Annotated in this window: 6 protein-coding genes and 1 tRNA gene; 1 reads left to right on the top strand and 6 read right to left on the bottom strand. The window is 73.0% G+C overall.

Features of this window, described 5'->3' with window-relative positions:
- Positions 1–101: 101 nt before the first annotated feature.
- Positions 102–176, top strand: a tRNA-Cys gene (locus ACZ4S3_RS17870).
- A gap of 1,107 nt (positions 177–1,283) precedes the next feature.
- Here ACZ4S3_RS17870 and ACZ4S3_RS17865 read toward each other — a convergent pair.
- The 6 genes from ACZ4S3_RS17865 to ACZ4S3_RS17840 form a co-directional block, all read right to left on the bottom strand.
- Positions 1,284–2,828, bottom strand: a complete 1,545-nt coding sequence (locus ACZ4S3_RS17865) for a type 1 periplasmic-binding domain-containing protein (protein ID WP_467934503.1) — start codon at positions 2,826–2,828, stop codon at positions 1,284–1,286.
- Positions 2,819–4,858: an ATP-binding protein gene (locus ACZ4S3_RS17860; RefSeq protein WP_467934499.1), complete on the bottom strand. Its 2,040-nt coding sequence runs from the start codon at positions 4,856–4,858 to the stop codon at positions 2,819–2,821. The genes ACZ4S3_RS17865 and ACZ4S3_RS17860 overlap by 10 nt, the downstream gene beginning before the upstream one ends.
- 395 nt (positions 4,859–5,253) lie before the next feature.
- Positions 5,254–7,590, bottom strand: a complete 2,337-nt coding sequence (locus tag ACZ4S3_RS17855; protein WP_467934495.1) for a xanthine dehydrogenase family protein molybdopterin-binding subunit — start codon at positions 7,588–7,590, stop codon at positions 5,254–5,256.
- Positions 7,587–9,755 carry a 2Fe-2S iron-sulfur cluster-binding protein gene (locus tag ACZ4S3_RS17850; RefSeq protein WP_467934491.1) on the bottom strand — a complete coding sequence of 723 codons (2,169 nt, stop codon included), beginning with the start codon at positions 9,753–9,755 and terminating at the stop codon, positions 7,587–7,589. Before ACZ4S3_RS17850 ends, ACZ4S3_RS17855 begins: the two co-directional genes overlap by 4 nt.
- Positions 9,756–9,855: 100 nt before the next feature.
- The gene (locus tag ACZ4S3_RS17845) at positions 9,856–10,752 is read right to left on the bottom strand and encodes an FAD binding domain-containing protein (RefSeq protein WP_467934488.1); all 897 of its coding nucleotides are present in this window, start codon (positions 10,750–10,752) and stop codon (positions 9,856–9,858) included.
- Positions 10,753–11,056: 304 nt separating this feature from the next.
- Positions 11,057–12,709: a beta-N-acetylhexosaminidase gene (locus ACZ4S3_RS17840; RefSeq protein WP_467935546.1), complete on the bottom strand. Its 1,653-nt coding sequence runs from the start codon at positions 12,707–12,709 to the stop codon at positions 11,057–11,059.
- Between the last annotated feature and the right edge of the window lie 95 nt (positions 12,710–12,804).

Genomic DNA, 12,804 nt, shown 5'->3' with positions numbered 1-12,804 from the left:
TGCAGCCTCATGGCAGCCCGCCGGGCACCCTTGCCCCGGCCCCCACCCCGCGCCTTAGAGTCAGGACAACACCGAGTCAGGACAGCACCGCATCTCAACCCGGCCGTGTGCCCGAGTGGTTCAGGGGCTCGCCTGCAAAGCGAGTTACGTGGGTTCGAATCCCGCCACGGCCTCCATGGCTCCTTCCAGGAGCGACCGATGGGCCGGTCTTCCCGAAGGGGGACCGGCCCATTGCCGTTCGTCTCGGTTTACGTCTCGGAATGGCAGCGGCTCAGCGTCCGGCGCCGAGGTGGCGCCCAACTTCCGCCCCGCTTACGAACTTGTGTCGTCGCCGAGCGGAGAGCGGCAAGCGCCTTGCCTCCGGCCGCCACCCTCAACGCGGACGCTCGGGCAGGACCCGATGTCCCTCTTCACTTGGACGTGGTGTTGGGCGTGTTGGGCGTGTTGGGTGTGGTGGGTGTAGTGGTTGCGGTGCCCGGGGTGTTGGGCGTGTTGGGCGTGGTGGGTGCAGCGAGCTCAGCGGGTTTAGTGGGCTCACCGGGCTTAGTAGGCTTAGTGGGCGGCTCACCCGTAGTGCCAGACGGCTGGCCCGTAGTTGTTGTGTTGCCCGTTACCCCAATGCTCGAACCAGGCGAATTGATAATCTGATTCAGAGTGGCGTTCGTCTGAGTAGTGACTTGGTTTATCACGGTCTGCGACAGGCCGAGGCTTGCCGCCTTGGACTGTGTCGCCGCTAGGCCCTGCGCCCTCGCCGCCTGCGGGGAGGCGCCTTTGCTTTTCGCTACTTGTGCCGCACTCGTTCCGGCAGCTACGGCGGCAGCAGCTCCTCCACTTCCTGCCGATGACGGTTCCCCAGTGCAGGCCACAGGGCCTACAGAGAACGGGCCCGCGCCCGAAACGGCGGTCGGCCCGACGCTTCCGGCACCTGATCTGGAGCCGCACCACTGAATACTTAACACAATCGGGTATCAGCGACCCCACGCAGAACATAGACCAAGAGTCAATCTTCAACTTCAGGAAATCAAGAGCTAAATCAACCGATGGCGATGTAGGCAGAATTGCCTCACCCAAAAGGCACGCCATCCCATCCCTGCTGGAGCGTTCAGTGCTACAGGAACCATTTGAAACCCGGATTGAATTTTATGCCATCGGGTTTCCAAGAGGCAGCTTCTGCGCAAGGGCGGGGCGCCTTCGAATCGTTGTTACCGGGGCGGCAGCAGCGATTAACCTCGATCTTTCATGACGTCCGTCGGATTCTTCGGCGGGCCGGGGACAGGTGTCTCTCAGGGCTTGGGTCTGTCCGCCCTGAGGGCCGTCACGAACCGGTAGGTGTCCCGCATCTCTCCCGCGTCCGTCGGGCGCAGCAGTTCCACCAGCGCCATCGGCCGGTCCGACGGCTCGCCCGTGTCGGGGTCGAAAGCTATGTAGCCGCTGACGCCGCGGACCCGGGCCTTGCCGTTGGTCTGTTCCAGCATGGCCAGGACCATGCGGGCGGTGACCCGCCGGGTGCCGTAGACGTTCACGGCGTTCCGGGCGGCCTTGCCGATGGTGTACGCGGCGTCGTGGCCCAGCATCGCCTGGCCGCTGGCCAGGTCCTCGGTGGGGCCGCCGACCTCTTCGCCGTAGGCGCGTACGAAACCGGCGTACGGGCCGCGGTCGGCGCCGCCGTAGACCGTCTTGGGTATCTCGGGGTGGGTGAATGCGGTGTAGTAGACCTTCAGCCGGCTGTCCTTCCACTGCTTGGCGAGCCGGGCCAGTTCGTCGCGGTGCCGCTTGCCTCCGGTGTCGAAGTAGACGCCGAACGCGCTGGATCCGGAGAGCACGGTCGTGGGGCACTGCCGGCCGCCTTCGCCCGCCGCTTCGATGAACCGGCGCAGCTCCCGGCCCCGGCCGTCGAAGTAGACCGCGTCCGGCGGCCTGGTGGCGCCGCAGACCTTGTCGGCGACCAGGGACAGCGCATTGCCCACTGTCGCCTGCTCGCCTTCGCCGGAGCGGAACGGGATGATCTCGTCGTTCACGGTCAGCCCCACGCGCTCCTTCGCGGCGAAGAAGTCCTTGTAGAGGGAGGTGTTGTAGTCGTCCGACTCATTGCCGTCCCGGATCACCTGGACGCGGTAGCCGGGGTGCTTGTCCTGCTGCTCCTTGAGATAGCGGGCGGCGGCCGCGGTCTGGTCCCGGTTGGGGAAGGAGACACGGTAGAACCCGGCCAGAGGGGAGCTGAGGCCATCGGCGGCGACGGTCACCCCGACCATCGGCAGCCCGGCGCCGCGCAGCCGCCTGACCGCGCCCGCCGTACGTGCGTTGCTCTGCCCGAAACCTGCCACCGCGACGAGATGCTCCTTGTCCTTCATGGCGATCAGCTGGTCGACGACCTGGCTCCACCGGCGGTCACCGCGGCCGGTGTTGGCGAGCAGCAGCCGGATCTTGGGCAGCGTGGAACGCTCGGCGTTCAGTGCGCGCTGGGCGACGTAGGCGCCGCTGACGGCCTGCCGGGTGGCCTCCGGGCCACGGTCCTCGGAGCCGCCCGCCATGGCCTCGATATAGGCGATCGCGACCGATGGATCGCCGGACTTCGCGACCCGGTCGTTCTCGGTGCGGATCTTGTCGCTCAGGCCGCGCATGTTCTCGAAGGCGTACGAGCCGTCCGTGACGCCCACGCACTCCCCGCCGTCCGCGTGCAGGACGCCGTCGCCGCAGCTGCCGAGCGTGCCGATGCCCCACACGGTGACGGCGGCCAGCAGCGCCAGCACGGTGAGCGCCGAGCCCGTCCACAGTCCCCAGCGCCGCGGCGGTCTGGGCGGTTCGAAGATCCGCTCGCTCACAGCCATGGCTCCTTCCCGTACTGCTTGGCCTTGCGCAGCAGCGCAGTCGTCCAGGGCACGCCGTCGGCGTGCACCGCGAGGGTGTGGAAGCGGGCCTGTATCTCGCCGTAGAGCTCGGCGCCCGGATCGCCGAGCGGATCGCGGTACGGGTCGCCGACCCGGTCCGTGCGGGGGTCGTCGGGCGGCTCCGGGCCGATCCAGACGGCGGCGAGCAGCCGGGTGATGGTCCGCAACCGCTGGTCGACCGCGCCGTCGTTGAGGTGGTCCACCAGCCGTTCGTAGCGCTCCCACAGCGGCCGGTCGAGGGCGTCGCCGGCCGCGGCGAGCGGGGCGCGGCGCAGCCGGCACAGCTCGGCGCACCACTCCTCGGGGCTGATCCGCTCGAAGGCGTCGTCCAGGTAGGCGGCCGCGGCGGCCAGATCGCCGCCCGCGAGGGCGTGATAGGCCGCGGCACCCGGCTCACCGGCCGCGGTCGCCCGCTCCCGCAGCGCGGCGTGCACGGCGCTCCAGCCGCGGGCGGAGTCGGGCGCCGGGTCCGCGGCGAGGCGGCGCAGCAACAGCAGGCGCAGCAGTGGGTGCGGCGTTTCGGTACGGCCGTCGGACTCCTCGTCGCCGCTGTCGAGGTGCATGGTGCGCAGCACGTCCGTGCAGAAGTCGTTGTACTCCTCCTGGAGGCGGGCGCCGGACTCGTCCCACAGGGCGCGTCCGGCCTGCGCCTGGGCCAGGTCGACGGCGGCCGACGCACGGGCCAGCACCTGCGCCAGCTCGCCGCTGGTGTCCATCGGCAACAGCCGCTCCAGCAGCGCGTCGACCAGGTCCGAGGACGGCTGCAGAACCTGTCGCAGCCGCGCTTCCCAGTCGGCGTCCGCATCGCACTCCAGAAGGGCATCCAGCAGCTGGGTGGTGCCCGCCGGGTGGCCACGGGTGAGTTCGTGCACCACCCAGCCCAGCCACTGCACGCCGTTGCCGGCCGCCGGCGGCGCCACCCGGCGGCCGGCCGACCGCAGCACCTCCTCGGCCTGCTGCTCGACCTCATGCCGCGCCAGATCGCGCAGCCGGCCCACGACCAGGCCCTTGACGACCCGCTCGGGAACGAACGTCTCCTCGTCCGCCGGCCACCGGCCGGGCAGCACCCCCGGCCGCCGGGGGCCGCCGAAGGCGAAGCCCTCCAGCGCCGCCGGATAGCTCCCCGCGGTGGCGAGCACCAGCAGCGGATCGGGCGTCTCCGCCTTCCTGCGGGCGTCCAGCAGAGTCTTCAGGAAGGCGTTGCCCAGGGGACTGTCGACGTTGTCCAGCAGCACCAGGCAGTGCGTCGTGCGCCGCTTGTCGCCGCCGCGCGAGCCGTACGCCCGCCGCAGGTCGTCCAGGAAGGCGTCGAAGAGCACCGCCTCGGCCCGCTGGCGCTCGGCCTCCTCGCGGTCGCCGTATCGCTGGTTGAGGTTGATCAGAAAGCCGTCCACGGAGCCGCCGCGGGCGCGCCGCTGGATTCGGGCCAGCCGCCAGCGGATCCGCAGCCGCACCCAGTGGCGCCGCCATTCCGGCAGCAGCGGCAGCGCGGCGGTCACCGCGGCGGGCGCGCCCAGGACCGTGGCGGCGTACTGCGCCAGCTGGTTGATGACTTCCGTACGGCTGCCGGGCGGCCCGACCAGGGCCGCTTCCATCTGGCGTACGGCGGCGTCCCGGTCCGCCGCCTCCATCCGGGCCGCCACCGCAATGGTCAGCAGCCCGAACGCCGGGAACCGCAACCGCGCGAAATCGCGCTTCTTCTCATTGAGCTGAAAGACCAGCGCCGCCAGCACATCGATCGGCTTACCGCCCTCCTGCCCCAACGCCGCCAGATCGAGCCGTGCCACCGGCACCCGCCGGGCCCAGTCCTCCAGATGCCGCAGCACCGTGGTCTTCCCGCTGCCCCGCGGCCCGAGCAGCAGCGTGGCGGGCAACTCCGCCCGGCCGCCCGGCCGCCGTACCAGCAGCTCCTGGACGTACCGCTCCACCGCTCGGTCCCGCCCCGACTCCCCCGCCCACTCCTGAGGCATCCCGCTCCCCTTCGGCCCCGTGATCCCCGCGCCCCTCGCGACCGGCCACCTCTCACTCCGGCCGCCCCAGGATCCTCCAATTGCCTTGCCCTGTAAGCCGTTTGACCCCATGCGATCTGCCCGCCCCCCACGCGTCCGACGCCGTATCCGCCACCGAGAATTACTGTAAGTGACGGCACTGACAATGGCGTGACGGAGCGTGAGCGTGGGGTCGGGTGGGGGTGGGTGGGGGTCGGGTGGGGGTGCGGGGCCAGTTCGCGGCGACACCCGGGCTCGTACACCCATGGGCTCGTACACCCGGCCTGGTACACCCGGGCTCATACACCCGCCCACCCCCCGAAGGGGGGTGGGCGGCGGGGAAAAAACAACCGGGGCGCTACATCCGCCCAGCCGCGCTACATCTGCACGGCCTGTGCCACCGCCGCCTGCGGGCGGATCGGGAGGCGCCCGATGGGGCGGCCGGTGGCGGCGCGGACCGCGGAGGCGACGGCCGCCGGGGAGGTGACGACCGGGACGGCGCTGGCGGGCTTGGCGCCGAAGGGGGCGACCACGTCGCGTTCCTCGACGAGTTTGACGATGCGGATGTCCGGGGCGTCGAGCGCGGTCGGCAGTGCGTAGCCGGTCAGGTCGGGGTGGCGGACCTGGCCGCGGGTGGTGCGCAGGTTCTCCATCAGCGCGGCGCCCAGGCCCTGTGTGACACCGGCCTCGATCCGGGCCCGCAGCTGGCGCGGGTTGAGCACCCGGCCGACGTCCTGCGCCACGGTCATCTCCACGACCCGGACCGTGCCCAGCTCGATGTCGACGTCGGCGACGCAGCGGATGGCGCAGAAGGCCAGGCCGACGAACGCGTCGCCCTGCCCGCCCTCGTCCAGCGGCTCGGTGGGGTGCGGCCGGCACTGGGCGGTGGCCCACAGTTCCTTGCCGTCCAGCGCCTCCGCGACGGTCGTGCTGAGCACCCCGTCGTACGAGGTGATCTTGCCGTCGGTGATGGTGAGCAGCTCGGTGGACATCCCGAACTTGTGGGCCAGCGGCTGCAGGAGCTGCGTACGGACCATCTTGGCGGCGCGTTCGACGGCGCCGCCGGAGACCCAGGTGTGCCGGCCATGGCAGGCGGGGCCGGCCGGGGGCTGGTCGGTGTCGACGCCGGCGACATGCACCTCGTCGACGCCAAGCGTCTCCTGGACGATCTGCCGCGCCAGGGTGGAGAACCCCGAACCGGTCTCGACGGCCGCGCAGATGACGGTGGCGACCGAGCCGCTGACCTTGACGGTGGCGGTGGACACCTCGTCGGTGCCCTCCGCGCCGAGCATGTGCACCATGCCCAGCGCATAGCCGACGCCGCGGCGCACCGCGCCCGGCTCGCCCGCGCCCTCGGGGCCGCCCGGCAGCAGCCATTCCGCCTCGGGGGCGTCCTTGGGCAGCTCGGGCAGCGGCGCTTCCTTGACGGCGTTCAGGAGTTCGGCGACCGGGGCCGGGCAGGTGACGGTCTGCCCGGTGGGCAGCAGATCACCGGTGGCCATCACATTGCGCATCCGGATCTCGTCCGGCTCCAGGCCCAGCTGGGCGGCCAGCTTGTCCATCTGGCCCTCGTAGGCCGCGCAGACCTGCATCGCGCCCTCGCCGCGCATATGGCCGGACGGCGGGTTGTTGGTGCGTACCGCCCAGCCCTCGATCACGGCGTGCGGGACGACGTAGGGACCGCAGGCGAAGGAGACGGCGGCGGCCAGCGCCTCGGCGGAGGTGTCCGCGTAGGCGCCGGCGTCCATCAGGATCTGCGCCTCGACCTTGACCAGCTTGCCGTCGGTGTCGGCGTGGTGGCGGTAGCGCAGCAGCGTGGGGTGGCGGTGGGCGTGCGCGAGGAAGGACTCCTCGCGGGTGGCGGCGAGCTTGACGGGGCAGCCCGTACGCAGCGCCAGCAAGCCGAGGGAGAGCTGGATGCCGGGGTCCTCGCGGTCGGCGGTTGCACCGGGGACGCCGGTCACCACCACCTTGACGCGCTCGGGGTCGAGGCCGAAGGAGGCGGCGGCCAGATCGCGGTCGGTGTGCGGGTCGGTGGAGGCGGTGTAGATCTCCACGCCGCCATCGGGGCGCGGCACCGCGAGCCCGGCCTCGGCGCCGATGGGCGCCGGGTCCTGGCGGCCGATCCGGTAGAGGCCTTCGACCATCACGTCGCCGACCGCCTCGGCGTCACCGAAGCGGAGCGGGATGTGCCGGATGAGGTTGCCGTCGGGGTGCAGCGGCTCGGCCTCGAAGGCCAGTTGGGGGTCGGTGACGGCGTCCAGGACCTCGTACTCGACGGCGATGGCGGCGGCGGCCAGCCGTGCGGTATCGGGGTGGTCGGCGGCCACCGCGGCGATCGGCTCGCCATGGTGGCGGACCTCGTCCTTGGCGAAGACCGGGCGGTCGGGGGTGCCCCGGCCGTGTCCCGCGTCGCCGGGGACGTCCTCATGGGTGACGACGACGTGGACGCCCGGCATCTCTGCCGCGTGCTTGGTGTCGATCGACAGGATCCGCGCGCGCGGGTGCGGGGAGCGCAGTACCGCGGCCCACAGCAGCCCCTCCGCCCACAGGTCGGCGGCGTAGGGGAAGGTGCCCTCGGTCTTGGCCGACGCGTCCGCGGGCGGCAGGGAAACGCCCAGGCCGTGCGGCGGCGGCTCCACGGGCGGGATCGGCACACCCGCCGCGGGGGTCGCGGTGGCGGCTCCGGCGCCGCCGTCTGTCGTACCGCTCATGCGGCGCCTCCCGTCTGCGGATCGGCGCCCGGCCCCTGCTGGGGGTGGTGGCCGGGGGAATCCTGGTCGTGCGGGGCGTGGCCGGTGGGGTCGGAGGGTCCGGCCTGGTGGGGGATGCGGAGCGTCTGCGACGCGTCCAGCGGGGTGTCCGCCGCGGCGTGCGCCTGCGCGGCGGCATCCGCGCGGGCCTTGACGACCTCGTCGACGGCGTCCAGCACGCCCCGGTATCCGGAGCAGCGGCAGAGGTTGCCGCACAGCGCCTTACGGGTCTCCAGCTCGCTGGGGGCGTGATTGCCCTCCAGGAGGTCGTGCACGGTCATCGCCATGCCCGGTACGCAGAAGCCGCACTGCACGGCCCCGGACGCGGCCAGCGCCTGCTGCACGTCGGAGGGCACGCCGTCCTGGGCCAGGCCCTCGACCGTACGGACCTCGCTGCCCGCCGCGGTGGCCGCGGGCACCAGACAGGACGCGACGAGCCGCCCGTCCACCTGGACGGAGCAGGCCCCGCACTCGCCCTGCGAGCAGCCGTCCTTGGCCCCGGCGAGGCCGAGGCGCTCGCGCAGCACGTAGAGCAGCGACTCGCCGATCCAGGAGTCCGTGACGGGCCGGTCGGTGCCGTTGACGCGCAGGACGTAGGAGGCGGCGGGGTGCTCGTCGTGGGCGTGCTCGTCGGGGGCGTGCTCGTCGGGGGCGTGGCCGGTGAGTTCGGTGAGTTCGGGAGTGACGGCGGGGCCGGGGAGGGCCGTGCGGTCGGTGGGGTCGGTGAGCTCGCCGGTGTGTGCGGCCGGCGCGGTGGGACCGGTCGCCTCGGCCGGCTCGCCGGGTCCGGCCGCCTGAGGTACGTCCTGGGGCGCCTCATGGGGCGCGTCCTGGACCTCGGCGGGTGACGGGGCGGGCAGGGCGCCGCCCTCGGCCGCGCCGACGCGCTCCGGGACGGCCGCCGGTTCCGGCTCCGCCGCCACGCCCGCGCCGGCCTCCTCGGCCGCCCGCTCGGCTGCGGCGGCCCGGTGCTCGTCGCCGGCCGCCGCCCGGGGCTCCTCGTACGCCTCATAGGCCCCGTACGCATCCCCGGGTCCGGCTCCGGCTCCCGCGCCGGCCCCTGGGCCGACCGCGAACTGTCCGGAATGGTCGGGCTGTTCCCCCTCGGCCACCGGGATCACCCAGGGATCGGCACCTATGCTCGGCGCCGCCTCCTCCGGCCGGTGCGCCTCCTCCTGCTGAGCGGGCGGCCACTGGGCCAGCGCATCGGCAGGCAGCGACCAGTGCCCGGTCGCGCCGGCGGCCGGGGCGTCCGCGTGGCCCGTGCCCGCGCCGTACGGATCGTCGCCGGCCGGCGCACCGCCGCCCGCCGGGCCGCCGCCCGTCGCGTACGGATCCTCCGCGGCAGCGCTGAACGGATCGTCGGCCGCTGCCCCGCCGTGCCCCTGCACGCCACCGGTGGCGCCGAGTCCGGCCGCGAAGTTCCAGTGCCCGGTGCGGCCGGTCCCGCCGGAGTCCGCCGGGGCCTCGGCGCCGCCGTAGGTGTCCTGGTATCCGCCGCCCTGATAGCCGGCGGTGCCACCGGGCTCCGGGTGGCCCGGGTGGCCCGGCTGCCCCTGGTACCCCGTCAGGCCGTCGTCGCCGACCAGATACTCGCCGGACTCCTCCAGGCCGTCGTCCGCCGCGGCCGGGACCGACCATCCGCCGGCCGCGCCCGTCGCCTCGGCGCTGCCCGCGACCGGCCAGTCCACCCGGTCGCCGGCCCACGACTGCGCCGCCTCGGGCGCGCGGCCCTGGTAGATCGCGGCGGATTCCTGGTGGCCGGAGTGGCCCGAGTGGGCCGGGTATCCGGCGGACGGGTCGACGTATCCGGCCTGCGGGTCCGCGAACGGCATCGTCCACTGGCCGGTCGACGCCGGGTCGGTGCCCGCATCCGGGACCGGCGGCGTGGCGGCGTGCTGGGTGAAGGAGGACGGCGGGGTGTAGCCGTGTCCGGGCGCGGCGAGCGGGTCGGCGCCGGGCGTGCCGTAGCCGCCGGGCAGCCTGCCTCCGTAGGCCCCGGTGGTGAAGCCCTCGGGGAGCTGGACGAAGGCCGTCGCCTCCGACTCGTACTCGCCGCCCTGCGGGAGCGGTTGCCAGCCCTGTTCGGGGTGCGGCGGCTGCGCGGTGTGGTTGTCGTCGCTCATGCCGAGACCTCGCTTCGCTCGGCCTCGCACTCGCGAGGCGCGCACCTCCTGATTGATCTCCCCCAGCCTCCGGCCGGGGCGACCCCCATTCTGCGCTCGCTCACGAGAGCGCCCTCCCCAGTGCGCGGCGGGCCAGGGCTGCCACCGTACGGCGCAGATGGAGCGCGGCGGGCGGCAGGGCCGCAGGCTGCGACGGGTCCTGTGGCGGCGCCGGATCGGGAATACATGCAGCTGCCACGTAGTCGCCGAAGGCCGTCAGGGCCTCGGGCACCAGGCCGCGTTCGCCGTCCCAGTCGATCAGCGAGGCCACCCACTGCTCGGCCTCCAGGGGGCGCAGCGGCATCGCGGCGACCGCGCCCACGGCGCAGCGCACCCCGCGCCGGGCCGGGTCCAGGACCAGCGCCACCGAGGCGGTGGCCCGCCCGGGGCCCGTACGGCCGGTGGCCTTGAGGAAGGTCTGCGGGGCGTGCAGCAGCGGCACCCGTACGAAGCCGACGAGTTCACCGGGGTGCAGCATCTCGCGGCCCGCCAGGAGGTGGCTGACCGGGATCTCGCGGCGCGCACCACCGGGCCCGGCGATGATCACGGTGGCTTCGAGGGCGGCGAGCACGGGCAGGGTGTCGCCGGTGGGGGCGGAGGTGACGATATTGCCGCCGAGCGTCCCGGCGTTGCGGATCTGCGGGGGGCCGGCGGCGCGGGCGGCGGCGGCCAGGCCCGGGATCAGCGCGGCGAAGTCGGGGCGCCCCATACGGGCGAGGGTGAGGCCGGCGCCGAGCAGCGCATGGCCGTCCTGGTACTGCCAGCCGCGGATCTCGCTGATCCGGCCGAGGCCCACCAGGGCTGCAGGTCTGAGGAGTCCGGCGTTGACGGCCGCCATGAGGTCCGTGCCGCCCGCGACCGGAACGGCGGCAGGCATGGCGGTGAGCGCCGCCACCGCCTCGTCGAGCGAGGCCGGCAGTGTCACCGTTCGTGACGCCTGCGGTGCGTGGGTGGTCAAGCCAGCTGCCCCTTCCCCGGTGTCCCGGCTGTTCCGCTCCGCCGTACGGTACGTGTTCACGGCCCGGACGTGGCAACTCTGGCACATCTTCCCGGACCCACGGCGACAGGGTCCGCGAAGCGGCGTTCCGTCCCCATGCGGCGTACTGGTCCGCATTCGTCCGCCGGTTGTCAAGGGTGCGGCGGGCATCGCGCGGAGTGCGGCGAGCGGTGCGCGCTTGGTGGGCGCTCATCGCCCGTACGGCGGTGCCGGGCAACTACCGTCCCAGGCTCCGGCCGCGCGGGCGCCCTCCTTGCGCACGGGCTCACACGTTTGGGGGCGCCCCGTCGATCGGGCGTCCGAGCACACCGGGGCGCCGCTGCCAGGGGTGGGGGCCACCGGGCGGGCGGTAGTCGACGCCGAGCGCGTCGAGGCGGGCGTAGTGGGCGCCCATCCGGCGGGTGAAGTCCTGGTAGTCGCGCTCGGCGGGCCGCGGCAGCCGCGCCCAGGCGACCTCGGCGAACGCCGCGAGCCGCGGAAAGACCTGGTAGTCGAGGCGCTGCCGGCTCTCCATGACCTCGGTCCAGACATTGGCCTGGGTGCCCAGGATGCGCGCGGCCTGTTCGTCCGTCAGCTCCGGCGGTACGGGCTCGAAGCGGTAGACGTCCTCCAGGGTCCGCACGAAGCCGATCGGCACCGGCTCGTGCGGGGAGGGATCCTGACGGTGGTCCAGATACACCTGCTGCTCGGGGCACATGACGACGTCGTGGCCGGCGCGGGCGGCGGCGATACCGCCCGCGTAGCCGCGCCAGGAGGCGACGGCGGCACCTTCCGCGAGGCCCCCCTCGAGGATTTCGTCCCACCCGATCAGCCGTCTGCCGCGCCCGGCGAGCCAGCGGTCGAAGTGCCGGATGAACCAGCTCTGCAGCGCGTCCTCACCGTCCAGGCCCAGTTCGGCCATCCGGGCGCGGGCGGTGGCCGATGCCTTCCACTGGTCCTTGGGGCACTCGTCGCCGCCGAGGTGCACGAACGGCGAGGGGAAGAGCTCGAGGACCTCCGCCAGCACCTGCTCGTAGAAGCGCAGGGTGTTGTCAGTGGGCGCCAGTACGTTGGGATTGACGCCCCAGGTGTCCCAGACCTTCAGGGAGGTGGTGTCGATGACGTCGGTGTTGCCGAGTTCGGGATATGCCGCGATGGCGGCCTGCGAGTGCCCGGGGATATCGATCTCGGGGACGACGGTGATATGCCGCTCGGCGGCGTAGGCGACGATCTCGCGGATGTCGTCCTGGGTGTAGAAGCCGCCGTGCGGGCGGTCGTCCCAGAGGGGGGAGGCGCGGTGTCCGAGCTTGGTGCGCTCGCGCCAGGCGCCGGCCTGGGTCAGCTTCGGGTAGCGGCGGATCTCGAGGCGCCAGCCCTGGTCGTCGGTGAGGTGCAGATGCAGGACGTTGAGCTTGTGGGCGGCGAGCAGGTCGAGGTAGCGCAGCACGCCGTCCTTGGGCAGGAAGTGCCGGGCGACGTCGAGCATCATGCCGCGCCAGGCGAACCGCGGTTCGTCCTCGACGACGACCCTCGGTACGTACCACTCGTCCCGCCTCACGACCGGGGCCCTGCGCAGCGCCTCGGGCCCGAGCAACTGCCGGAAGGTCTGTGCGCCCCAGAAGACTCCGGCCGCGCTGCCGCCGTCGATACGGAGCGCCGCGCCGTCCATGGCGATGCGGTAGGCCTCGGGCGCCAGTTCCCGGTCGAGGGTGAGGACGATGCGGCTGCCGTCGCGGTCACCCGGCGCGAGCGGCAGCCCGGTGGCCGCGCCGATCGTGGACCGCATCCAGCGGGCCACGCCTTCGGTGCCGGGCCGCGCATCCAGCGGCGTCCCGTGGTCGAGGGTGAAGAGCCCCTGCGCGGGCGGCATCCGGTCCAGGCGCCGCGGCGCCGGCACCAGATCCGTCTGTGCGCTGTACGTCCTGGAGCCGAATGCCATGGCGCTGGGTGTGATGGCGCTGCCTGTGATGGCGCTGCGTGTCATGAGGACGAACCTGCCATGACGGATACGCAGATGGCTCCGGTATGCGCGGA

It is taken from the genome of Streptomyces sp. NPDC028368 (assembly GCF_055565615.1).
This window is presented reverse-complemented; position numbering and strand designations above follow the sequence as displayed.